Here is a 23,366-nt window from a genome sequence, read left to right as displayed (position 1 = left end):
CTTTATGCTATGAAATGGGATGAAAATTAAGCACAATAGACTTTGATTGCAGATGGAGATTTAGCATGAAACATGCATTACATATAGTTTTGACTGCTATCTCCATCGCCTTAGCCGGATTAATTTTTCTTATTTCTCATGAAGAGACAGTTTGGTTGAGGTGGGAGTGGGTCAAGTACCTAATCTCACTTTTAATAAGCATTGAAAATTTTAGATTTAGTGAAAAATTTATCACTGAGTCAGTCACGTATGTTGCTTATGTGATTTATTTTATAGCTTTGCTGTTTCTTTCATTTTTTTCGATTAGATTTAGCTTAAAGTATTTAGATCAGGATGTTATAGAGAGAAAAAAAGTAAAAGAATTTGAGCAGGCAAATGACTTTTATCTTCCAATTTATTTAGGTTATGCATTTGTTGCCATTAGTTTACCTACATTGAAGTCATTCTTACTTTTCTTTGTATTAATGCTAATAGTCCTAGCTAGGACTCGATTTTTTTACTTTAATCCAATCTTTTTAGTATTGGGATATAGATTTTATTTTATAAAAAATATAGATGATTCAAAATTTTTGGTGATTTCTAAGAGGGAAATAAAAACTATTGATGAGCTTTTTGAAGATGGTAATGGTGATATGCGAAGTTATATTGCTCTTACAAAAGTGAATGAATATACATTTTTAATTTTAGACTAAGGGGTGGTAATGAATTTTCTGTATTCACGAAATAATGCAAAGTTTCATATCGTTTTGTCGGGTCAGAATTGTCCTGATTTTTATGCTGGTTTATTACCGACTACTTTAAATACTATTTCTTATACACCAACAGCAATAGCTCAAAATGGTGATTGGTTTAAAGTGGACTTAAACACGTTGACTGATATAACAAACCCTATTCTGGAATTAGAAAAAAAAGTAAATACTTCATTGCCTACGATCAATGGTACTCAGTACAAAGATATTAAGTATTTAATTTTCAAGCGTCAGACCGATGATTTTTACTATATCCAAAAAGTTTTACCTAGCGCAAAAATTTATAGAAAGACTCTAAGTTTTTCAAATCAGCCTGAAGTATTGGATAATCCTATTGTAGTTTTAGCAGACTCTCCAGATGCAATCTTTGATAAAAGCACAGGGTATTTATATTTTAAAAGCTTAAGTGCCATGAATAGTATTTTTAAAGGATTGAATACGCTTTATAGAGCTGCTACAACAGCGGAAGTAACACAGTTCTTTCAGTTAGGTGGTCTACTAGCTGTTGATCCTTCATATACCGTAGATAAAGTAGGCATTCCGAATCGGAAGAATATTGCTAAAGCATTAGATACTTACAATGCATATAGTACTCAAGTTCAAAAAAACTTACATATCTATATTCAAACCTTGGGCTTACCTATGGATGCAAATGGTAAATACACGATTACAGACGAAGAATCTTTAAAGAATTTTGTATATGCCACCCAAGAGCGTTTCTACACAACACAGGCTTCCACAGAAAAGCGTTTAGCTCAGGCTTATGTTCCTGTTTAAGTAGGATCGAGTCTAAATGGTTGTATCTGGGTACATTGTTCTAGATAAACGTGATGCCCACCCAATCAACTCTTGATTAGAAATTTGCTGGTTTTTAATGTCCATTCTAGGATGGTTTAATGCGCTATTTTTAAAGCTAATATGCTTAAAGATCCCTTTGGGCCAACGTAAACATTGAGTAACTACTAACTCAAGTACTTTTGCTCGATCAACGGTATTCCATTGATTTGTATCTTTAATCGATAAAACACGAGTTGAGAGAGGTTTCTTATTGTCAGAAGTATCTACTTCTAAGATCACAATATTTTGACCATTAAATTGAAAACTGACTTCTGCGACACATCTAGGATTACCATCAGTCTTTATATGTTTGGAGTGGCCTTGAATGTTAGGTAATTTGTGAAGTTGAAAGTTAAAATTTTTAATAGAGTTTTCTTTGCAAAACAAATCAATCATTTGTTGAAATGCAGAGAAACGATCAAGATAAAGATGAAGATCTTCAGTTTCATCCTCAACACCATTAAATTCAGCCGAGGGGACAGCGCCCTCAGAAATAGGTTCATTAGTGCTAACACCTGACGGTTCTTTGGTAGATGGTAATTCCTGATCTTTCGTACCATGGTTTCTATGCCTAGTTTTTTTAGATGTTTTCCTTGTTTCAATGGCTTCTAGGAAGTCGAAGTGTGTCGGTACAACATCAATGATTTGAACATCATCGCTATTGCCATCTTCCTCATCTTTGATGGTCGGTTCCTTTCCATTATTTTTAGTTCCTGAAGAGTTTTGACCTTTCCCACCTGATTTAGACTCAATTAATTTATCGCTATAGAACTCGACTTCTTTTGAAATACGACTTGAGATTCTTTTGAAACCTGATATTTCATTTACAAAAAATTCTGATGTTTCAGCTTTGTAATAGCCATATGTATCAAAGATCACTCCATTGAGTTGGGGCGGATTAAAACAAAAACTCCATATACGGTATTGGTCAGCGTCATAGCCATATTGCGTACAAAACTGACTAATACTTTCAAAAGATTGTCGAATATCAGGATCAAGAAGAATCCAAGATAAGATCCGTCGTATGCCTGCATCGTTGAAATGCGAAATTGGGTATGAGCAGGCTGGCAAAATATTGATGAGGAAGTGATCTCGATTTGAAACGATATCGAAATCAATACTCAAACTATTCTCTATTATTGCTGATCTTGCTAAATATGGAGTGTAGAAAAAAAGAGATCGAGCAAGTTCGAATTGTGGAAGTTTAATTTTGATGGTTTCGGACATAGGCTGACCGAATTGATCCACACGAACTGCATCAAACAAGAAATAATGTTCTACAAACTTTCCTTTGGGTAAGTTTGAATTATTGACAGAGGATAGCCAATCTTGAATTGAACTAATTTTAAAGCGTAAATTGTAGCCTTTAGGATATTCTTGGGTAGGGTTGATGTGACTTTTTTTCTTAATAACTTTGCATTAGAAAAGTTAGTGGAAGTTGTCTCAGGTACTTTATTTTCATCTTCCAAAGCTAGATTTATTGCCCAACTGCCTGAGTTATGTTTTTTAAACAAAGAGCCAATCTTTTTTATTTTCATATTCTTAGCGATGTGACTTATCTTAGCCATGATTAATCCTTTTAATTTGATTTAGGAATTTGAGTGCTTCATCTGTTAGTCTTTCTTCACTTAATCCTGAATGTCGTAATAATTGCCAACCAGCTTGGCATTGATTATTTTTTTCAAATTGAATAATCGTTCGAGTAATTCTACGGATTTGATAACTGCTAATATCTTCTGAAAAAGTGCTCAGAAATTTATGTGTTAAGGGAAGCTGATATAGATTTTTTTCTACGGTGGCGTGTTGCGGTAGTTGCCTTAGATACCAGTTTCTAGATTGCCTAGGTAAACTCAAATCGTCTAATGATTGATAGAATATTTTGAATAATCGCCTCACCATCAGCCAATCCCTCAGAGGCCAATCTACTTTCTTGGAAATGCTTGTGGGCAAAGCGTGAAAGCTTCTATTTTTTGTTAGTAACCAAGTTTTATCATTGCGATAAAGCCATGCATATAAAGCAGCATTTTTGACTCTAGACGGTTTTATTCCAAAATTTTGAATCAAACACAGCCATTCATTACGTTTTTCTTTGAGTATCAATATGTCTTTGTACTTAGTTCTTTGAATAGGTGTATCAGTATTAGTGGGCTTAGCAGGCAATTGATGAATTTCATCCAGAATGGCTACCCATGTCCAGCCTTTAGGGGAAAACGTCTCTAAGACAATAATATGTTCAAGATAACTGAATGACTTACGATGCTTTCTAAAGATAGCTCTAAGCCAACATGTTTCAGATTTCAGTTCATCTAGGTGATGTTGCTGTAACCATTTTAGATCCCATTTTTTTATAACTACTACATCAATTTTTGAATAATCAATGTGTTTAGAACCTTTGTTGAAACCTAATCGCTTTGCAATACGTTGATAAAATTGACTCCATTGATGGAACGTAGGTGATTTTGTGGGAGGAAGCTTTAACAGCTCATCAACACGCCTACTCACGATTAGATCTAATTCATGAGCAGGGTTATGAGGTTGCTTGCGATCCAGGATAAAACTTGCAGGAATAAATTGATGTCGTCCATTCAAATGGGCTGGTTGTAAAAATTCTGACAATTTAACTTTATGTTTGCTACAGCAATTTGCACCTTGAATGTACCAAAGTCTTGACCAAAAAAATTCTCCATATTGGTGATATTGTTCTTCTAAGCAATGGCGACAATATCGATGCGTTGTTATCTGCTTAACTTTGGATGCCGCAACTCCTAATGCTAAATGAATAGAACCTTTTGACTGGCTCCCCATCCATTTAAGGCAACGCAGACGTGTACTTTCTGAAGAGAACAGTGCATATATTGGAAAAAGGGTGTTTTCGTAAATTAGTTCTTCAAGTGTATAGCTAGGGGATAGATGTTTCAAAATGCATAAAAGATGGTTCGGTAGATCGATCGTGGCTATGACTTTTCGATTATTAAATACTTCATCAAGTAGTTGTTTAGGACTTGTAATGGCATGGTGAACTCCAGCTCTTGCAATGGTGCTGTACATGAGTTCATTCGGATAGGGATTAGGAAAGTTCAACATGCAAGTCTTCTACTACATTGACTGTAACCAAGTTTGAGTATCAAAAATTAGATTGCTTGATTCCAGAATGTCATAAAGATCTTGTCCTTTTTCTTTTTGAGAAAATTTAAACCTCAAGTCATCTGAGGGTAAGCTCATCCATTCATCTTGTTTTAATCTCTTACGAGTGTTTGTTGCAGGTGAGGTATTGCTAAGGCTGTTATCTAATTTTATTTCCATAAGCCAATTAGACACAATCGGCATCAATTCTTGCATGTTTAAATGAGGAAAATCATTAAAAGCTTTTTTGATTGAAGCAATAACTTTTTGTTCTGTATAACCTGTAGCAACAAGCAAGTGATGCAGCCTTTGCGCTTGCTGGTTACCGCTATATGTTTCAATTTTTTCTTGTTCTTCTTCTATTTTTTGCTGTAATAAAAGTAAGGTTTTATCAACATGAGGAATCGTTAAATCTGAGTAGAGTGCAATTCGATTGGGATCTCCTGATTTAAGTGCTTCAATCATAGGATGGACAAATTTGAGTTCATCCTCATAGACTTGTCTAAGTAAACTTGGGGTAATTCTTTCCAATCGTGTCATGATCGTTCGACCTTGAGCTAAAACAAAAAGTTTGACCACAATATCAAGCACACCTTGAGATAGCTCATACCAACAGTTTCTAATTTCATCACTTAGATGCTGTTCTTTGTTGGTCAGCCATTGGTATTTCCAAAGAGCATTGGTAAAGGCTGTCCATTCTGCTCTGTTCGAAGTATTTGAAGAAGGAACGGTATTCTTCATTGGTTCCCATATATCAGCTCCAAATCCTGCTCCACGACGAGCTGAGCGTAAATCACCGTCAAAGATAAATTTGGCTTTAGGTGTACCCACCATGACTACGGGTAGACCTACTACATTGATTAAAGTGACAAAAAAATTAAGCATTTTCTCTGCACCACCCGAATTCTTGACACTTAAATGCTGGATTTCATCAATGACGAGTACCCCAATCGCATAGGTATTTGTAATTTGACGCATATAATTTAAAAGAGCTTCGATTCCTAATCTTTTTAGAGCAACTTTTCTTTCAAAATCTGTTCCTAATGCAACATCAATCGCTTTGAAGAAATGTAAACATAGATTTTTAAGTGAACCATCATGAGGGCAGTCTATTTTGAGATAAACGAGCTGTGTAAAATTATATTTTTCATGATAAATCACTTGAGGGTAAAGGTTCAAAATGCGGTGTAGCGTTGTACTTTTACCACTTCCAGAACATCCAATGAGAGAGTAACTTAAAGCTGTTGACTGAGGTGCTTCAAAGCGAAAAGCATTAATCTCACCAGACATGATACGTTCATAGCCGTTTTGCAAATGTTGATGTAATTTCCCATCAGCAATGTTACGTCCTATATAGCCCTTGCGTATCAATATAGATATTTTTGATTCTAAAGAGATATGTCGTGTTATTGGCTGAAAAAATTGATGAAGGAGTTGGGCTGTAAGATGAATCCTTTCATTTTTAGATCTAAGAATATCTTCAGGATCATAATCCACTTTTCCAATCAGATTTTCTTTGATATCTGAAACTTCCTGCATAATTGGTGGAAGTGCTTCGATAAATGGATTTCCCTCATATTCGCCAAAGCTAGGGGTGTAAGTTGCTCTAATAAAATTCAACGGTAAATTCATTTTAGTCATCTTCACCAAATAATTCATCTGTAAGATCGGGGTAGTGAACAGCTTCAGTGTCTTGTGGGATGCTAGATATTTTTGCTTTAGGCATTGGAATAATGTTCGTATTTATTATTTTTTGCTGTTGTACTTTACCTTTACGCTCAATACTTTTTTCTTTTGCTTTATTTATAGATATTTCAGAAATACGTTGAGAAGGTTTAAGTGGACTTTTCGCAGTCTTGGTTTTAAGTTTCGTGCTTATAACTGTTTCAAGTTCCCTTCGCTTTTTCGATGCTTCGAGCTCATATTCGACTAGATTTTCTTTTTGAGCTTTTTGTTTTTCTTTGATTTCCCAAAAAGAACAATCTATAAATTCTCGTGATCGAGAAGAAATACTGCCTATCCAGTACTCAAGGCTATTGCTATGCGGAAAAATATAAATTTTGTTCATAGAGTAAGGGTCATATGCTGCTTCGAGGTTTTGAGGACGAGAACGCTCTGTTTTTCGATGTAACCAACCAAGGTCAAGTATTTCTTTGGCTAGATAAAAAACTCCAAATGCTTTGATACCTAAATCAGATATTGTAATTTTAGTCCGTGGTAACAATGCAATTTTGAGAGCTTCTTCAGAAACACTTCGTAATTTCCCAGTTCTATTTTGAATGCCCCAATTCCATAAATGTAAGGGAATAGTTGGTACACTATTTGGAATATCTGCTTCACGATCATATGTTTTTAAAACATGAAATTGATTATGCGAGATGATGCAGGCAAGAATAATTTCAGTAAATTCATGGATGTTTAGCGTTGCATCTTGACGGTAATCTCTACCACCTGTCTTTTTTACGATAGTACCTTCGACTACACCTTTTCCTTTACCTTCTTTTTTAAAATAAGCCTGATAAGTATTGAATGCTTGTTCTACGATGCCTTTTGCATCTCCTCGTCTTGCAGGTGCATTCTCAATCCTTACAGCAAATGTTTTTTCTAAAGCTTCAACCTGATAGCCAAGTAATTCACCTCGATCAGCAAGTAGTGCATCAGGTAAACCAATTGCTGGCCAGTCTTCTGACTGAATGTTGATACCATATTCAGCACAATATTTAACTTTATCGGTCATCGCCAGATTAAGTGCTTGAATGGCTGCTAAGTAAGATGGAGATTCAAAACCAATGTAAAAACCAGTAACGAGGCGGCTAAATACATCGATAACAAAATAAATAGTGGGTCTTCCAACAATACTATTGGGATTGGTATTAGAAACGAGGTAAATATCTGCGATCGTTGCATCAATTTCATAACGAGAACCAGGTCCTAAGGCCTGAGAAGTTGATGTCGATTGTAATGGACGATGGTCTTTACGATAGTTAGAAGTGCTAATACGAGCCTTAATGCTCTCAATTTTTTTAAATTCCTTTTCGTAATAATATTTAAATTGCCATATGGTAGGAATATCTGCCTCAATTGTATCGGGATACAGATTTTTATATGTGGTTTGAAATTTTCGATAAACAAAGGGGAGTGAATGCTGATTGTCTTTCAAGAAGAATAATTTAATTGTGCGATAAAAGAGCTTTTCAATATCTTCAGTGACATTAATGCCTTGTTCATTATTATAGATACGTGGTCGTCCTAGTTTTTTGTCTTTAGGTGTTCTTTTTTGCCCTTTAGCGCCACTATTCCTATAGTCTGGAAGCAGAGCATTAGGCGTTTGTCCTCTTTGCCAATATCTTCGAATTAAGCGATAAATTGTTTGTTTAGTTACTCGATGCTGAGACATAATTTCATCAATTATTTTGCCTCTTTGAGCTGGGATAAAAAATAATTCATGAGAAATTAAAGGATGAATAAGAGCATAGTTTTGGTCACGTTTAGTTTCTTGTATTGATCCCTTCTCTGATTGAATAAAAGCAATTGATTGGTGCGGGTCAGATTCTCTTTGAATACTTAAATCTTCTAAGCCTTTCAGTATCTCAGTTTTACTTACTTCGATAGGAAAAGCATTCTCTAGGTCGAGATTAATCCAAATCACAGAATGGGGTAGAATAGTTAAAACTCTAAATGACGATTCCTCAAAGCTTAATACTTCATTGATTTTCAGCATGAAGCACCTCATTCCAAATATTGATCTGGCCTGATTGAATGTGATCAGTTTTCAAATCTTTAAAAGAAATATTAAGATCAAATGTGAAATAACGTTGAGCGAGTAAATCTCTAATTTCTCTTAGAGATCGCCCCATTTCAAATTGATATTTTTGATCAATAAATCTTGCCAATTCATTAATTTTTTTAGACTTATTATTTTTGAAAATATCAGAATAGAAGTTAAGTTTATGTAATGTATCTTGACCACTAAGTTCTAAAGTACTTAGAGAACTGTACAACCATTGAATATTTTGACTGACAATTAAAGGGACTTGATGTTCAGTGAAAATATAAAAGGGAACATTTTGTTGTTTCCAATACTGTCGTTCAATTTCTATTTTTTCGATTGTGCGTGGGTCATTGAGAGCATTTGAATATTTTACTTGGACTGCAAATTTAGGAGATTTTGAATTATTTGTATCTACCAAGAAATCACTAGTCATTATTTGATAGTGTTTTCCAAGTTTAGGATGGGGGATTCTAATTGATTCAGCAATTTCTAAGGTATGTTCAAGGTCTAAAGGATACTGCTCCCTAATATCGATAGTACTGAAATGCCATTCTAGTAATAAAAAAGCAGAAAGTTCTAAATCAGATAACAGATGATGAGTTCTTTGGCTCTTATGACCAAAAACTCGGTGAGATCGTCCTTCTGAACTCACATCTCGAATTGTGATCCAAGGCTTATAGTTATTTCCAAAACCCTGTCCTCGTCCTTCTTTAATCCACTTTTGAATTTTGAGTTCATGATTTTGTATGTTCTTAAAGTTAGCCATAAAAAAATCCACACATCATGCTGTTTAGAGCATAGCTTGTGTGGATTTTTTGAGCAATTCAGTATTACACTTTATTACTCAGTATGAGACTTTATTACTTAGTATGAAACTTTATTACTCTCATACAAAAATAAATTAATAAAAACAATAACTTATTCAACTGTCACCGATTTTGCGAGGTTTCTTGGTTGGTCTACATCCGTACCACGTAACACCGCCACGTGGTAAGACAACAGCTGTACTGGAATGCTGTACACGATTGGCGCAAGCAGAGCACCCACATTCGGCACTAATACCACGTGTTGGCGGTCTTTTTCTTTAATGCCACTGGTTTCATCTGCAAAGACAAACAGTTCACCGCCACGTGCTTGAACTTCTTCCATGTTCGATTTAAGTTTATCGAGCATATCGTCTTTTGGCGCAAGAATGACCACTGGCATATCGTTATCCACCAATGCCAATGGGCCATGTTTAAGTTCACCCGCAGCATAACCTTCAGCATGGATGTATGAGATTTCTTTAAGTTTCAATGCGCCTTCAAGTGCGATTGGGAACTCAGTACCACGACCTAAGAATAAGCAATGGTTCTTTTCAACAAATAACTCAGACAAACGCAGAATTTCTTTGTCTTTTTGCAATGTATCTAAAATAACCTTAGGGAGATGCCACAAGTCAGAAATAATTTCAGAAACTGTTGTTTCAAAAATACTTTGCTTGACCTGACCCACTTTAAGGACCAATAGCATCAGTGCTGCAAGCTGCGTGGTAAAGGCTTTGGTTGATGCTACACCAATTTCAGGACCTGCCAATGTCAAGAGACTGTGGTTGGTTTCACGGACCATTGACGAGGTTGCAACGTTACAAATGGTCAATGTTGTAATATTAATGTTTTTAGCAAGCGCACGTTTTTGTGTATCCCGTAAAGCCGCTAAAGTGTCCGCTGTTTCACCTGATTGAGAGATACATACATAAAGCGTATTGTTCACAATTACAGGGGTACGGTAGCGGAATTCACTCGCAATTTCGACTTGGCAAGGCAAATTGATCAGCTGTTCAAACCAATATTTTGCAATCATGCCGGCATGGTAACTGGTACCGCAGGCAATGATTTGCACATTTTGGATTTGACTGAAATCTGCATCGGCATTTTTTAAGAAGTCATCGCGCAGTTGATTGCCATTTAATGCTTGAGAAATTGTTTGCTGAATCGCTTCAGGTTGCTCATAGATTTCTTTGAGCATGTAATGCTTATATTCACCTTTTGAGGCATTGCTGACCGTTGCATCGAGTTCTTTTACAGGACGATCAACCCTTTTTCCACCGACAAAGACTTCAATCGAATCACGGGTTAAACGTGCAATATCGCCTTCTTCAAGGTAAATAAAGCGATTGGTAATAGGCAGTAAAGCCAATTGATCTGAACTGATAAAGTTCTCGCCAATACCGACCCCAATCACCAAAGGCGAACCTTCACGCACCGTGATCAACTCATTTGGATAATCAGTATGTACGATACCCAGAGCATAAGCACCTTTAAGCTGAGGAACCACTTGTTCAACAGCGTGCATCAAATCGGGGCTTGATTTCAGCGCATCATTGACCAAATGCGCCACCACTTCAGTGTCTGTCTGCGAGGTAAAGACATAGCCCAAAGCTTCGAGGTCATCTTTGAGCTCTTGGTAGTTTTCAATAATACCGTTATGTACCACGGCCACCTGACCTGAAATATGCGGATGCGCATTGTCTTCAGTTGGTTTGCCATGTGTTGCCCAGCGCGTATGTGCAATGCCCAAAGAACCGATCAGTTCTGCGCCATTCACCGCTTCTTCAAGGTTTACAACCTTACCGACACGACGTTCACGTAACACTTGACCTTGATTGATCAGGGCAAGTCCTGCAGAGTCATAACCACGATATTCAAGGCGTTTTAGACCTTCAATTAAAATATTTGTAATGCTTCGTTCAGCAACGCCACCAACAATACCGCACATAGTAATAACCTCTTAATTCTTAGTCTTTTGGGGACGTTGATAATTTTCTTTAGAAATTTGTTTAGCACGCTCAACAGCTAGACTGTTGTTTGCAACATCATGGGTAATGACAGAACCTGCACCTGTGGTCGCACCATGCCCAATTTTTACTGGCGCAACCAATGAGTTGTTGGTGCCAATAAAGGCGTTATCACCAATCACTGTTTTATGCTTATTTGCGCCGTCATAGTTACAGGTAATTGTACCTGCACCAATATTTGACCCAGCACCGATTTCAGCATCACCTAAATAACTAAAGTGATTGGCTTTAGAGCCGAGTCCAATGCTTGAGTTTTTGACTTCAACAAAGTTGCCAATATGAACGTCAGCCGCTAAGTTTGCACCTGGACGCAAACGCGCAAAAGGGCCAATCTGAACATTTTCACCAATCACTGCATTGTCAAAAATGCTATAGGCTTGAACTTTGGTTCCTGCCGCAATATGGGTATTTTTAATGATACAACCTGCGCCAATGTCGACATTATCACCGAAGCTACATTCACCTTCAATGATCACATTGATATCGATACGGACATCTTGACCGACCTGAAGCTGACCACGTAAATCAAAACGTGCAGGGTCAATCAGGTGTACACCTTGTTTCATCAATTCTTTGGCTTGATAACTTTGAAATTCACGTTCCAGTGCTGCAAGTTGTACGCGATCATTGACGCCTTCTACTTCAAAAGCCATTTCAGGTTGGATCGACGCGATCTCTAAACCATCTTCTAACGCCATCGCAATGATGTCAGTCAGGTAATATTCACCTTGTGCATTGTTATTATTCAGTTTAGGTAGCCATTCATGCAATTTGGCATTACTGACACAGTAAATTCCAGTATTGATTTCTTTAATTTGATGTTGTTCAGGGGTTGCATCTTTGTGTTCAACAATCGCTTGGATTTTATTGTTGCTACGTACAATACGACCATAGCCGGTTGAATCAGCTAGAGTTAAGGTGACGATTCCAATCCCTGTTTCTGTTGAAACCTCAACCAAACGTTGCAAGGTACTCTGTTGAACACAAGGCACGTCGCCAGACAAAATAAGTGACATACCGTCTTTGGGCAATACAGGCAACGTTACTTTAACGGCATGACCTGTACCGAGCTGTTCAGTTTGTTCAACCCATTGAATATCTTCATGAGAAAAGGCGTTTTGAACTAAATGGCCTCCGTGACCAAAAATGGTAATAATATTTTGAGCGTGTATTTTTTTTGCGGTTTCAATTACATGACCAAGAAGTGGTCGTCCTGCTAATGGCTGCAACACTTTCGGTAGCTTTGAACGCATGCGCGTTCCTTTGCCTGCAGCAAGAATGACGACAGTGGTTGACATAAAACACCCTGAAACTTGGCTTAAGCCATATCAATATATAAGTAAATTATAATGCAAATTGCTGCCCATAAGCCGGCAATTAAATCATCAAACATAATCCCAAAGCCACCATCAACCTGACGATCAATGACACGAATCGGCCAAGGTTTCCACACATCAAACAGACGAAATAAACCAAAACCCACCAATAACCAGACCCAATTCATGAGTCCCAAATAAATGAGGGGTAAGAAGGTAATCGATTGTCCTGCAAATTCATCCCAGACAATTCGTCCATCGTCATGCACACCCATAATATCGGCGGTACGACCGCAAATATAAATACCCATAAGTGACATAATCATGATTGCGATCACGCTTGCGTTAAAACCTATCGCCATAAACACAGGCACAAACAAAAGTGCAAAGGCTGAACCAAAAGTACCTGGCGCTTTAGGCAGTAATCCAGAACCAAAACCCACGCCACAGAACACAATACAGCGCTCTGACACTGTCATGTTTTTAAAATTAATAGGCGGTTTAGACAAAGTGTTGGTATCCATGGAAATGAAGGGCGTGGTCTAAGCCATCTTTTTGCAAACGCAAACCTAATTCTGGTTGAATATGCCCGATGATTGTAGTTGGCGTATGAGGATTATTCTGCAACAACGTCGCGTAGTTTTGAGGACTTATTGTAAAACATAACTCGTAGTCATCACCACCTGCCAAAGCGTATTGCCATTTTTGCTCATTTTGTAGCGATTGCAAGGTCTTACTTAAAGGTAGCTGATCCAGCTCGAGTGTGGCACCTATTTTCGATGCTTTTAAAATATGCCCTAAATCTTGGGCTAAACCGTCAGAGACATCAATCATACTTGAGGCAAGATTTTTTAGCGCTTGACCCAATTCACAGCGCGGTGTGGGATAATCCAAACGTGTCTGTAAGGGATGCCCTAAATGTTGTAAAGCAAAAGCTGCATCACCTACTGTGCCACTGACCACCACTAAGTCACCCACTTGAGCACCTGAGCGTGGAATGGCTTTACCGTGTTCAATCCAACCTAAAGCGGTGACTGACAAGGTGAGATGCGGGCTTTGGGTGGTATCTCCACCAATTAAACTCACGCCAAATTGATCGCAACAATCATATAAACCCTGACTAAAGCCTTTTAGCCAGTCATGATCAATTTGGGGTAAGCTTAAGGCGAGTAAAATACTATGTGGCTTTGCGCCCATAGCAGCAATATCAGATAAGTTTACGGCAACACATTTCCAACCAATTGCATGGGGAGATGTATCAAGCGGAAAATGTCGTCCTGCAACAAGGGTATCTGCACAAATGACCAATTGTTGGTTTGAAGGGGGGGTGAGCAGGGCTGAGTCATCACCGACACCTAAATCGACTGAATTTAAACTCGGTCGGTTGAAATAGGAATCAATGATAGAAAACTCAGCCATATTCGCAACTTACTTCGCTTGTTGCTTTTCTGCTTCACGTAGGCTTTGCGCTAAACGGTCTAATACACCATTGATGTATTTGTGACTGTCGGCTCCACCAAAGTGTTTCGCTAATTCAATAGCTTCGTCCAATACAACACGATACGGAATTTCAAGATGCTCTTTCAATTCGTATGCGCCAAGGCGCAAGGTTGCAAGTTCAACACCGTCCAGTGCACTGATCTCGCGATCAAGTACTGGCATTAATAACGCATCCAATGCTTCATGATCTGCAATCACTTGCGTGAGCAATTCATGATAATAGCTTAGATCCACTTTATGCATGGCATTTTCAGCACGCGTGCGGGCTTCGATTTCGTGCATCGGGTTGTGGCTCATTTGCCATTCATAAATCCCTTGTACAGCAAAACGACGTGCTTTGCGTTTAGCTGCATAAGTAGCTTGGAGTGTCTGCGACATGCTTTAGATCGCCTTTAGCAAATTAACCATTTCAATTGCAGTAAGGGCAGCTTCACCACCTTTATTGCCTGCTTTTGTACCAGAGCGTTCAATCGCCTGTTCAATACTGTCCGTAGTCAATACACCATTGATTACCGGTAAGCCAGTATCTAAACCAACTACACCTAAACCTTTGGCACATTCGCCTGCAACGAAGTCAAAGTGTGGAGTGCTTCCACGAATGACTGCGCCTAGAGCGATGACGGCATCGAAGTTGCCTGAATTTGCGAGTTTCTTTGCAACTACAGGAAGCTCCCATGCGCCTGGTGCATGAACGACAGTGATATTATCGTCGGATACACCATGACGATGCAACGTATCAATTGCACCTTCTAATAAATGTTCTACAACAAAGCTGTTAAAACGACCAACTAAAATCGCGTAACGATCTTCGCTCGCGAGATGTAGTAAACCTTCAATACGGCGAATTGCCATAGCAACCTCAATATGTAATAAGAGTTATAGAACAGAACTTTGATCAGCAGTGATATATTCCACCACTTCTAAGTTAAAACCAGACAATGCATTAAAACGTAATGGAGAGCTTAACAGCTTCATTTTTTCAACACCCAGATCACGCAAGATCTGTGCGCCTACACCAATCGTTTGATATTGCTGTGACAGTGCCGAGTTTGATTTGGTTGGTTTTGGTGTGGTCAGTGCTTCAAGTGCAGTACCCAAGTCATTTAAGTGACGTTGACCAATCCAAACCAGAACGCCACGGTCGCTGTTGGCAATGGTTTTAAGTGCTTTGTCCAAATTCCATGCCGCTTCGCCGTCTACTTTATTCAGTTTGAGCAAATCACGGGTCGGATTAAAACCATGTACGCGAACAGTCGTAATGCCATCTTTCGGCTGACCTTTGACCAAGGCCAAATGAATATCTGGGTTACCCAGTTCACGGTAGCGATACAAATCGAAACGACCATATTCGGTATCGATACTTTGCTGATCAATACGTTCAACGGTTTGTTCATTGGTCATACGGTAATGAATCAGGTCTGCAATGGTGCCAATTTTCAAACCATGTTTTTCTGCAAAGACTTCAAGGTCTGGACGACGTGCCATGCTGCCGTCTTCGTTAATGATTTCACAGATCACCGATGCAGGTTCTAAACCTGCCAGGCGGGATAAATCACAGCCTGCTTCAGTGTGACCGGCACGGTGCAATACGCCACCGGGCTGCGCCATCAATGGGAAAATATGACCTGGTTGAACAATATCAGCAGGTTTAGCATGTGCTGCAACCGCAGTTTGAATCGTGTGTGCACGTTCAGCAGGTGAAATGCCTGTGGTAATACCGTTGGTTGCTTCAATCGAAAGCGTGAAATTTGTGCCGTGCTGTGCACCATTTGCATCGACCATCAGCGGTAAATTCAACTGTTGGCAACGCTCACGACTCAACGTTAAGCAGACCAAACCGCGCGCATGGGTAATCATAAAGTTGATGTCTTCAGGGCGCACGTGCGTGGCAGCGATCACTAAATCGCCTTCATTTTCGCGGTCTTCATCATCCATTAGGATAACCATTTTACCTGCACGGATATCTGCTACAAGCTCTTCAACTGTATTGAGCGGCATCAACCTTCACCTTCTTGTTCTGTCAGTGATGACATTTTCATTGAATTCATTTGTGGCATAGTCTAACGCTTTTTTACGCGTTTTGCCTATGCTTATCACGTTCCCTTTGCCTAGACTGTTATACACACTTTATGAAGGTATTGAAAAGCCATCAAAAATTGAAAAATTCAAATTTAGATTAAGTTGTGATCAATTACCTCAAATAATCAATCAAAAAAAAGTCTCGAACATAAAAAACCAGACTTAATAGTGAATTAAATCTGGTTTGATTCAGCAGTTAAATGCGAGTTAGGACGCAGGCGCTACTGGATCTGCTGTTTTAACTTTACCTTTGAGAATTTCAGTACGAATCCGCTGAGCCAAGTCAGCACAACTTTCATTCATGCCATTAATCATAAAGGCATGACGCGTTAATACACTACTTGGATTTGGCATCGGCACCAGCTGGTAACAATCACCAATCTGTTTGAGTTGTTCATTGTTCAAATACAATGCCATTTCTTTGGCAATTAAGTGATGCGTCAAGCGTTCAGCGGCTTGTAGCGCATCAAGTTGCATCGCTTCAACAGCTGAGCTGACCGAGCAGCGGGTTTGCAATACAAAACGCTTGTCTTCACGATAACGCTTATACAGCACGTCCGACAGCAACTGGAACACGGAACCAATCATCAATAAACACTGTGAGGCATTGTTTTGTAGCGCTGAGGTACTCACCACAGCGCCTTGCTGATCAAACTCACGATTGATCACAAAATCTTCTGTGTCCAATTGATAATGCTGAGCACACAGCTGAATGCTTTTGTTCAAAAAAATCTGACACAAATTAAAATACGGTAAGGATACCGACTGATTGACCGTACTGATCAATTGTTTTGGATCATAAAATTGGATATTGAGAGCCAAGCTATCGTCACTCAATGTCAGTGGACGTTTCACCTTAGTCGTCTCGACAGGCTTAGCCGCTTGCTTGGCTTGATCTTGAGCAAGTTTAGCATTGGCTTTTTCAAGCTCTAAGGCGTCAGTCAGCAACTGAATCTCATGTTTTAAACGCGATTCGTTGTTCAAGCGCGCCAAATACTCGGTGCGTGTTGGACGGGCAATCGCGCGATAAGCCAACCACAATAAACTGTGGATGATCAGAGAAACTAGAGTCGCTAACCACTGCGTTCTTAAAATTTCACCAATACTGGGTTTAACCAAAGTGATCTCAATACTGCCGACTTTCTTTTCATTTTGCAGTGCATCACGGACAAAGACTTCGCCTTGACGTGTTTTAGAAAGCCCTGCAGTTGCCAAGACTTGATTGCTTGAACTCAAAATTCGAATATAGGCCACGCTTGGATTGGTCGCATAACGATTGGCCAACAGTGCAAGAGATACCGTATTCGCAGGTTCAAGTTCAGACAAACTGTCTGCCACCAATTGACTGGTCATCAGTTGACCTTGGCTGGCACGGTTTTCATTGAGTTGATGGGTCGTTGCAATTACCAATAAAAAGGTATGCAAGGCAAAACTAACTATAAGTAGGCTAGCAAATAGCCCTTGTCTAGGCGCATTCAACGTAAACTTCCAAAGAAAATATATTCAATTTCGATTATGATTCTTCCAATTGTTGTAGCTCAGAACCGAGTCAATTCATGCGAGAAATCATTCTTATTTCATTTTTAGGTCCTGACCAACCGAATCAGTTTACTCGATTGATGCAGGTGTTGTCCGTACATTCTTTGCAAATTTTAGATGTAGGACAAGCGGTTATTCATAATCAGTTGACTTTGGGGATTGTAGTTGCGTCAGATGACCAAACTGCAACCGCTTTAGCCATGAAAGATATCTTGATTTTAGCCCATGATATTGGACTAACTGTGCGCTTTAAACCCATCGCGGCAAGTGATTATGAGCAGTGGGTGACTGAAGGGGGGCGTACCCGTTATATCGTAACGGCATTGGCCCCAGAGTTGACCCCTGCACATTTGCAAGCAGTGACACATATTGTTTCAAATCAAGGTTTTAATATTGAAACCGTGACTCGTCTGTCGGGTCGCCCACAGCTTGATGGGAACAAAAATGAACCGAAACGCGCCTGTGTGGAGTTTGGTTTAAAAGGTCAGATGCTTGATGCCGCTGCCATGCGTGCAGCGTGCTTAAAGCTTTCTAGTGAGCTGAATGTCGATGTTGCGGTTCAAGAAGACAATGCTTATCGACGTAACCGCCGTTTGGTGTGTTTCGATATGGACTCGACCCTGATCGAACAAGAAGTGATTGATGAACTTGCGATTGAAGCTGGTGTTGGCGAGCAAGTGGCTGAAATTACCGAACGTGCGATGCAAGGTGAACTCGATTTTCAAGCAAGTTTCCGTGCGCGCGTCGCATTACTGAAAGGTTTAGATGCCGCTGTACTGCCTAAAATTGCAGAACGTCTGACAGTCACCGAAGGGGCGGAGCGTTTAATCTCCACTTTAAAAGCATTGGGCTATCGCACAGCGATTCTATCGGGTGGATTTCAGTATTTTGCCGAATATCTACAAGAAAAACTCGGCATTGATGAAGTCCATGCCAATGTTCTGGATGTGCAAGACGGCCTAGTCACAGGTGAAGTCAAAGGGCATATTGTTGATGGTGCTCGCAAAGCTTTGTTGTTGGGGCAAATAGCCGATGAAATGGGTATTTCGCTTGAACAAGCCATTGCAGTGGGGGATGGTGCAAATGACTTACCTATGCTCTCTATAGCAGGTTTAGGGGTCGCATTTCGGGCCAAACCGTTAGTTCGTCAAAATGCAAATCAAGCGATTTCAAGTGTCGGTTTAGATGGTGTGTTGTATCTTTTAGGTGTACACGACAAGGATTTAAATCGCGCTTAATTGTGTCAAAAATGTGACAAAAAAAGCGATCATGAGGTCGCTTTTTTTAGTTGTAAATGAATCATAATTAAGCAGTTTTTTCAATAAAGAAAATCGATTTAAAAAGAGATGCTCAGCATCGAAAAAAAGATAAATTTGCAAAAAAACACGACGTATTTTTTTGTAATGACACGCCATGATCGGTCATGATTAGATTCCACTAAGAACGGATAAAAGAAAAGCTGTAATGACAAAAGAGTGTTGCGACAATGTGTGTCGCTTAGAAAAGCATATGGTCTTTTTTTCTGAGAAAAAAACACCATAATGCATCCATAGGCTCCAATAAAATGACTCGAAAACAATTTGAGGGCCTTATTTTTTTGTTCTGGAAACACCCTTGGGCGGTAATTGAAACATTCATATTTTGACGGAGGTTTTTATGGTCACAGCAACTTTTGCAACGATAATCGGATTTGTTCTGATCGCTGTAGCGTTGGCGACTGTTTTCTTTTCCCCTTACCGTCACTGGTTAGGTTTCATGTTGGCGGGTATGGCTTTTTGGGGATTGTTAGAAACCCTTCGTTTTGGTGTACAAAACATCTTTGATATGTCTGTGGCTTACAGTTACTTAACGGCGATCAGCTTAGCCATGGTTGCGCTGACTGGGTTTTTACTACGTGAAGATCATCGTGCTCAAAAAGCACTAGAAAATCGTCAATATATTGAGCATACGCCTGTTTATGAAGAAGAATAAACCTGTGTAAGATGTGTTCGACGGCGTCAGAAAACTGCTCAGTTATATTTAAATATTTAAAGGTGTATCAAAATGATATACCTTTTTTTTATCTTATACTTTTGTTATACAAAGCTCGCCTCTGTTTGAAATAAGGTATGCTAGGATGAACAAATTCTCTTTGAAATTAAAACAACAGGCTTAAATGTCATGAAATTTTCTTCAATTCCAGTCGTGAAACTTCCGATTGTCGACGCTAGTACAGATCCGCTAGATCTCCTTGTTTTAGGTCTTTCATTTCGTATGAAGCAGCTTGCACGTACCAGTCCTAAATTTATTGAGCTGATTCATGACCGTGAATTCCGTATCCAAATTGGTACGGATTTGGGTGTGGCACGTCAGATTATTGTTAATCATGGACAAATCGACACCGTGTCTGGAGATGCTGAAAAAGCAGACTTCATTTTGCAGTTTGCAGACAGCGAGCAAGGCGTGAAAACCTTAATAAAGGGTGATCCCACTGCTTTTATGACGGGTATGCAAAATGGCACCATTAAAATGGAAGGTGATTTTAGTCTGCTGGTGTGGTTTAACCAAGTGGCGCGTTTAATTCCACCGAAAGTGCCAAAATCGGTCAAAGATAAATTTAAAATTGCACGCCAGTTTTTAAAAGATAAAACAGGCAAGTAAATTAAAAGTTATGAATGTATGTTTAAAAAGCCCTGATCTCAGGGCTTTTTATGATCTCAACTTCTGATTATTCTATTTCTAAGTTAAAGGTCACGGGACCGTCATTGACCAAATGCACTTTCATATCTGCTGCAAAAATGCCTGTTTGCACATGGTCAAATTGGGATTTGGCATACTCCACCAATTGCTCATACAGTACTTTTGCTTCACTTGGCGGCATAGCAGGTCCAAAATCTGGACGTAGACCCTTTTGTGTTTGAGCCATCAGGGTAAACTGAGAAACCAATAAAATTCCACCGTTTGCTTGACGGATATTCCAGCCCATTTTGCCTTGTTCATCATCAAAGAAACGGTATTTTAAAATTTTATCAATCAGCTTTTTGCCTTTTTCAAGGGTGTCTTCCTTAGCGAGGCCAATGAAAACCAAAATACCAGTTCCAATCTCACCGGCGATGTCGCCATCTACCACCACTTTTGCCTCTAACACCCGTTGCAACAACGCACGCATAACTCAACCAAATTTGTCGTTTATTAAATCAAATAGATTGTAACAAAAATGTAGATTGATAAATTTCAATTTTGATCAATTAAACTAAATTATTATAATTCAAATAATTAAGTCTAAATCAACCTTTTAATTCAATAAAACGATTAAAATGATAAAAATTATCCGTTTTAACCATTAAGTCAAAGCCGTTATCTTAGCGCGTGCAGGAAAGGTAAATTAGAGAGATCATCATGTTTAAGCGTTCATTACTTGTTGCAATGCTTGCAACAGTCACAGCAGCGACTCAAGCTGCTGCTTTAACAAAAGACAATGGTGCACCTGTAGGTGACAACCAGAACTCGATCACAGCAGGTGAGCACGGTTCAGTTTTATTACAAGACGTTCAGTTGGTACAAAAATTACAACGTTTCGGTCGTGAGCGTATTCCTGAGCGTGTGGTTCATGCGCGTGGTACAGGGGCATATGGTGAGTTCGTAACAACGAAAGATTTATCTGATCTTACTGTTGCATCTATGTTCAAAGCAGGGACGAAAACGCCAGTATTCTTACGTTTTTCAACTGTCATTCACGGTAAACATTCTCCAGAAACTTTACGTGACCCGCATGGTTTCGCGATCAAGTTCTATACTCAAGAAGGGAACTGGGATTTAGTCGGTAACCAAACACCAGTATTCTTTATTCGTGATGCGATTAAGTTCCCTGACTTCATTCATGCAATGAAGCCAAGCCCAATTGACAACGTTCAAGACGCGAATCGTGTATTTGATTTCTTGTCTAGCCAACCATGGTCAACCAATATGTTGACTTATGTGTATGCTAACCAAGGTGTTCCAACCAGCTACCGCGAACAAGACGGTTTCGGTGTACACGCATTCAAGTTGTACAACGACAAAGGCGAATACAAATACGTTAAATTTAACTTCCGCTCTAAACAAGGTGTGAAGGGTCTTAACGTTAAACAAGCAGCTGAGCAACAGGCTAAAGACTTCAACCACTTAACCAATGATCTTTACAAAAACATCAATGCAGGTAACTTCCCTAAATGGGATCTTTACATCCAAGTCTTGGATCCAAAAGATCTAAACAGCTTCGATTTCGACCCGCTTGATCCAACGAAAATCTGGCCGACAGATTTAGTGAAAGAAACCAAAGTGGGTACTTTGACACTGAACCGTATGCCGAATAACTTCTTCCAAGAAACGGAACAAGTGGCATTGGCTCCAGGTAACTTAGTCCCAGGGATCGAGCCATCAGAAGATCGTCTATTACAAGGTCGTATCTTCTCTTACTCAGATACGCAAATGTACCGTTTGGGTGCAAACCACCAACAGATCCCAGTAAACCGTCCACTCGTTGCTGTGAATAACAACAACCAAGATGGTTATATGAACGTTGGTGGTACGTCATCTAATGTGAACTACGAACCAAGTCGTATGGAGCCAAAACCAGCAACTGCGAAAGCACGTGCGGTCGAAACGCCACTTTCTGGCACAGTTCAACAACGTGCTGTGAAAGAGCAAAACTTCAAGCAAGCGGGTGAACTTTACCGTTCATACTCTGCGAAAGAGAAAGACGATTTAATCATGAACTTGGCGGCTGATCTTGGTAACGTGAAAGATTCAGAAACCAAACACATCATGTTGTCTTACTTCTATAAAGCAGATGCGGATTACGGTACACGCATGACGCAAGCGGTAAATGGCAACATCGCAACTGTGAAAGCAAAAGCTGCTCAGTTAAAAGACTAATTCTTTTAGATGAGATGATGTTTGTAGGATCAATTGTGATTGATCTGCTGAAATGGGTGGCTAGGGCAACAGGAGTCACCTCAAAAAAGTCCTGTAAAACTCAATTCCTTTCCTGCAACCCTAGGCGAGTTTTACAGGCATTTTTTAAATGCGTTCATATTCAGGAGCGGCAAGATGAAAATTTTAGTAAAGAGTTTGATGATTGCTGTCATGAGTCTGGGTTCATTCTCTGTATATGCACAGACATCAGCGCAAATGACTAAAGCAGAGAGTTCAAATGCCCAACAAGATGCGCAAAAAGAACTGACTGATTTGTTTTTCGCGGCTGCACGTACAGGCAATGATGAAGTGATTCGTGAATTTTTAAAACATGGTTTCCCAGTCAATATTAAAAACCATGCAGGTTTTACGCCCTTAATGATGGCAACTTATTATGGTCATCAAAATGTCGTCAGCACCTTACTTGAACAAGGTGCAGATCGCTGTGCACGTGACAATAAAGGCAATACGGCACTCATGGGTGCAATCTTTAAATTGGAGTGGTCAATTGCCAAACAACTGCGTAAAGTAGATTGTGACGCCAATGCCAAACATACCGGTCAAAAGACCACAGCAGAATTTGCCAAAATCATTGGTCAAGATGAGAAGTTTAATCAAATGTTAATCGAGCAAGCTCAAAAGCAATGATACGGGCTCGGACGTGAGAATTTGAGTAAAAA

At 39.3% G+C, this 23,366-nt stretch carries 22 protein-coding genes; 7 read left to right on the top strand and 15 right to left on the bottom strand.

What is annotated here, in order from left to right:
* The first annotated feature begins 65 nt into the window (after positions 1 to 65).
* The gene (locus AMD27_RS15670) at positions 66 to 692 is read left to right on the top strand and encodes a hypothetical protein (protein WP_067662346.1); all 627 of its coding nucleotides are present in this window, start codon (positions 66 to 68) and stop codon (positions 690 to 692) included.
* A gap of 9 nt (positions 693 to 701) precedes the next feature.
* Positions 702 to 1,526: a hypothetical protein gene (locus AMD27_RS15665; RefSeq protein WP_067662343.1), complete on the top strand. Its 825-nt coding sequence runs from the start codon at positions 702 to 704 to the stop codon at positions 1,524 to 1,526.
* Between the two features lie 12 nt (positions 1,527 to 1,538).
* Here AMD27_RS15665 and AMD27_RS15660 read toward each other — a convergent pair whose 3' ends face one another.
* From AMD27_RS15660 to AMD27_RS15600, 14 genes are all read right to left on the bottom strand, one after another.
* Positions 1,539 to 2,852, bottom strand: coding sequence for a Tn7-like element transposition protein TnsE (locus AMD27_RS15660; protein ID WP_228140680.1), 1,314 nt, complete (start codon positions 2,850 to 2,852; stop codon positions 1,539 to 1,541).
* Positions 2,853 to 2,863: 11 nt separating this feature from the next.
* Positions 2,864 to 3,154, bottom strand: a complete 291-nt coding sequence (locus AMD27_RS19230; RefSeq protein ID WP_228140679.1) for a hypothetical protein — start codon at positions 3,152 to 3,154, stop codon at positions 2,864 to 2,866.
* Complete coding sequence (locus AMD27_RS15655; protein ID WP_067662340.1) at positions 3,147 to 4,670, bottom strand: TnsD family Tn7-like transposition protein; 1,524 nt, start codon at positions 4,668 to 4,670, stop codon at positions 3,147 to 3,149. The genes AMD27_RS19230 and AMD27_RS15655 overlap by 8 nt, the downstream gene beginning before the upstream one ends.
* A gap of 12 nt (positions 4,671 to 4,682) precedes the next feature.
* On the bottom strand, positions 4,683 to 6,341 hold the full coding sequence (locus AMD27_RS15650; protein ID WP_067663085.1) for an AAA family ATPase: 1,659 nt from the start codon (positions 6,339 to 6,341) through the stop codon (positions 4,683 to 4,685).
* A gap of 1 nt (position 6,342) precedes the next feature.
* The gene (locus AMD27_RS15645) at positions 6,343 to 8,430 is read right to left on the bottom strand and encodes a DDE-type integrase/transposase/recombinase (protein ID WP_067662337.1); all 2,088 of its coding nucleotides are present in this window, start codon (positions 8,428 to 8,430) and stop codon (positions 6,343 to 6,345) included.
* On the bottom strand, positions 8,414 to 9,247 hold the full coding sequence (locus tag AMD27_RS15640; RefSeq protein WP_067662334.1) for a heteromeric transposase endonuclease subunit TnsA: 834 nt from the start codon (positions 9,245 to 9,247) through the stop codon (positions 8,414 to 8,416). The genes AMD27_RS15645 and AMD27_RS15640 overlap by 17 nt, the downstream gene beginning before the upstream one ends.
* A gap of 152 nt (positions 9,248 to 9,399) precedes the next feature.
* Positions 9,400 to 11,238, bottom strand: coding sequence for a glutamine--fructose-6-phosphate transaminase (isomerizing) (gene glmS, locus AMD27_RS15635; protein WP_067662331.1), 1,839 nt, complete (start codon positions 11,236 to 11,238; stop codon positions 9,400 to 9,402).
* A gap of 12 nt (positions 11,239 to 11,250) precedes the next feature.
* Positions 11,251 to 12,615: a bifunctional UDP-N-acetylglucosamine diphosphorylase/glucosamine-1-phosphate N-acetyltransferase GlmU gene (gene glmU, locus AMD27_RS15630; protein WP_067662328.1), complete on the bottom strand. Its 1,365-nt coding sequence runs from the start codon at positions 12,613 to 12,615 to the stop codon at positions 11,251 to 11,253.
* A gap of 20 nt (positions 12,616 to 12,635) precedes the next feature.
* A complete protein-coding gene (locus tag AMD27_RS15625; protein WP_067662325.1) occupies positions 12,636 to 13,157 on the bottom strand; it encodes a phosphatidylglycerophosphatase A in 522 nt (173 codons plus the stop codon).
* A complete protein-coding gene (gene thiL, locus AMD27_RS15620) occupies positions 13,135 to 14,052 on the bottom strand; it encodes a thiamine-phosphate kinase (protein WP_067662322.1) in 918 nt (305 codons plus the stop codon). Before thiL ends, AMD27_RS15625 begins: the two co-directional genes overlap by 23 nt.
* Before the next feature lie 9 nt (positions 14,053 to 14,061).
* Entirely contained in the window at positions 14,062 to 14,511 is a 450-nt protein-coding gene (gene nusB, locus AMD27_RS15615; RefSeq protein ID WP_067662320.1) for a transcription antitermination factor NusB, read from the bottom strand.
* Between the two features lie 3 nt (positions 14,512 to 14,514).
* Positions 14,515 to 14,985: a 6,7-dimethyl-8-ribityllumazine synthase gene (gene ribE / locus AMD27_RS15610; protein WP_067662316.1), complete on the bottom strand. Its 471-nt coding sequence runs from the start codon at positions 14,983 to 14,985 to the stop codon at positions 14,515 to 14,517.
* A gap of 24 nt (positions 14,986 to 15,009) precedes the next feature.
* Complete coding sequence (gene ribBA / locus AMD27_RS15605) at positions 15,010 to 16,131, bottom strand: bifunctional 3,4-dihydroxy-2-butanone-4-phosphate synthase/GTP cyclohydrolase II (protein ID WP_067662313.1); 1,122 nt, start codon at positions 16,129 to 16,131, stop codon at positions 15,010 to 15,012.
* A gap of 288 nt (positions 16,132 to 16,419) precedes the next feature.
* Positions 16,420 to 17,715, bottom strand: a complete 1,296-nt coding sequence (locus AMD27_RS15600; protein ID WP_416202823.1) for a hypothetical protein — start codon at positions 17,713 to 17,715, stop codon at positions 16,420 to 16,422.
* A gap of 53 nt (positions 17,716 to 17,768) precedes the next feature.
* Here AMD27_RS15600 and serB point away from each other — a divergent pair, with 53 nt between their 5' ends.
* From serB to AMD27_RS15580, 3 genes are all read left to right on the top strand, one after another.
* A complete protein-coding gene (gene serB, locus AMD27_RS15595; RefSeq protein WP_067662308.1) occupies positions 17,769 to 18,989 on the top strand; it encodes a phosphoserine phosphatase SerB in 1,221 nt (406 codons plus the stop codon).
* Positions 18,990 to 19,407: 418 nt separating this feature from the next.
* Positions 19,408 to 19,722, top strand: a complete 315-nt coding sequence (gene aciT, locus AMD27_RS15585; protein WP_067662302.1) for a ciprofloxacin tolerance protein AciT — start codon at positions 19,408 to 19,410, stop codon at positions 19,720 to 19,722.
* Positions 19,723 to 19,911: 189 nt separating this feature from the next.
* Complete coding sequence (locus AMD27_RS15580; RefSeq protein WP_067662299.1) at positions 19,912 to 20,391, top strand: SCP-2 sterol transfer family protein; 480 nt, start codon at positions 19,912 to 19,914, stop codon at positions 20,389 to 20,391.
* A gap of 67 nt (positions 20,392 to 20,458) precedes the next feature.
* Here AMD27_RS15580 and dtd read toward each other — a convergent pair whose 3' ends face one another.
* Positions 20,459 to 20,899, bottom strand: a complete 441-nt coding sequence (gene dtd / locus AMD27_RS15575) for a D-aminoacyl-tRNA deacylase (RefSeq protein WP_067662297.1) — start codon at positions 20,897 to 20,899, stop codon at positions 20,459 to 20,461.
* Between the two features lie 230 nt (positions 20,900 to 21,129).
* Here dtd and AMD27_RS15570 point away from each other — a divergent pair, with 230 nt between their 5' ends.
* Together AMD27_RS15570 and AMD27_RS15565 are read left to right on the top strand one after the other, a co-directional pair.
* On the top strand, positions 21,130 to 22,647 hold the full coding sequence (locus AMD27_RS15570; protein ID WP_067662294.1) for a catalase: 1,518 nt from the start codon (positions 21,130 to 21,132) through the stop codon (positions 22,645 to 22,647).
* A 174-nt stretch (positions 22,648 to 22,821) separates the two neighbouring features.
* Positions 22,822 to 23,334, top strand: coding sequence for an ankyrin repeat domain-containing protein (locus AMD27_RS15565; protein WP_067662289.1), 513 nt, complete (start codon positions 22,822 to 22,824; stop codon positions 23,332 to 23,334).
* The last annotated feature ends 32 nt before the right edge of the window (positions 23,335 to 23,366 follow it).

The organism is Acinetobacter sp. TGL-Y2 (assembly GCF_001612555.1).
Classification (GTDB): domain Bacteria; phylum Pseudomonadota; class Gammaproteobacteria; order Pseudomonadales; family Moraxellaceae; genus Acinetobacter.
The sequence above is the reverse complement of the archived record's forward strand: the minus strand, read 5'-3'. Positions and strand labels throughout refer to the sequence as shown.

Coding starts and splice junctions, on each gene's coding strand:
- AMD27_RS15645 (WP_067662337.1), bottom strand. CDS start 8,430: ATGCTGAAAATCAATGAAGTATTAAGCTTTGAGGAATCGTCATTTAGA.
- AMD27_RS15640 (WP_067662334.1), bottom strand. CDS start 9,247: ATGGCTAACTTTAAGAACATACAAAATCATGAACTCAAAATTCAAAAG.
- glmU (WP_067662328.1), bottom strand. CDS start 12,615: ATGTCAACCACTGTCGTCATTCTTGCTGCAGGCAAAGGAACGCGCATG.
- AMD27_RS15670 (WP_067662346.1), top strand. CDS start 66: ATGAAACATGCATTACATATAGTTTTGACTGCTATCTCCATCGCCTTA.
- AMD27_RS15570 (WP_067662294.1), top strand. CDS start 21,130: ATGTTTAAGCGTTCATTACTTGTTGCAATGCTTGCAACAGTCACAGCA.
- AMD27_RS15625 (WP_067662325.1), bottom strand. CDS start 13,157: ATGGATACCAACACTTTGTCTAAACCGCCTATTAATTTTAAAAACATG.
- ribBA (WP_067662313.1), bottom strand. CDS start 16,131: ATGCCGCTCAATACAGTTGAAGAGCTTGTAGCAGATATCCGTGCAGGT.
- glmS (WP_067662331.1), bottom strand. CDS start 11,238: ATGTGCGGTATTGTTGGTGGCGTTGCTGAACGAAGCATTACAAATATT.
- AMD27_RS15655 (WP_067662340.1), bottom strand. CDS start 4,670: ATGTTGAACTTTCCTAATCCCTATCCGAATGAACTCATGTACAGCACC.
- AMD27_RS15650 (WP_067663085.1), bottom strand. CDS start 6,341: ATGAATTTACCGTTGAATTTTATTAGAGCAACTTACACCCCTAGCTTT.
- AMD27_RS15565 (WP_067662289.1), top strand. CDS start 22,822: ATGAAAATTTTAGTAAAGAGTTTGATGATTGCTGTCATGAGTCTGGGT.
- ribE (WP_067662316.1), bottom strand. CDS start 14,985: ATGGCAATTCGCCGTATTGAAGGTTTACTACATCTCGCGAGCGAAGAT.
- serB (WP_067662308.1), top strand. CDS start 17,769: ATGCGAGAAATCATTCTTATTTCATTTTTAGGTCCTGACCAACCGAAT.
- aciT (WP_067662302.1), top strand. CDS start 19,408: ATGGTCACAGCAACTTTTGCAACGATAATCGGATTTGTTCTGATCGCT.
- AMD27_RS15665 (WP_067662343.1), top strand. CDS start 702: ATGAATTTTCTGTATTCACGAAATAATGCAAAGTTTCATATCGTTTTG.
- AMD27_RS19230 (WP_228140679.1), bottom strand. CDS start 3,154: ATGGCTAAGATAAGTCACATCGCTAAGAATATGAAAATAAAAAAGATT.
- thiL (WP_067662322.1), bottom strand. CDS start 14,052: ATGGCTGAGTTTTCTATCATTGATTCCTATTTCAACCGACCGAGTTTA.
- AMD27_RS15580 (WP_067662299.1), top strand. CDS start 19,912: ATGAAATTTTCTTCAATTCCAGTCGTGAAACTTCCGATTGTCGACGCT.
- nusB (WP_067662320.1), bottom strand. CDS start 14,511: ATGTCGCAGACACTCCAAGCTACTTATGCAGCTAAACGCAAAGCACGT.
- dtd (WP_067662297.1), bottom strand. CDS start 20,899: ATGCGTGCGTTGTTGCAACGGGTGTTAGAGGCAAAAGTGGTGGTAGAT.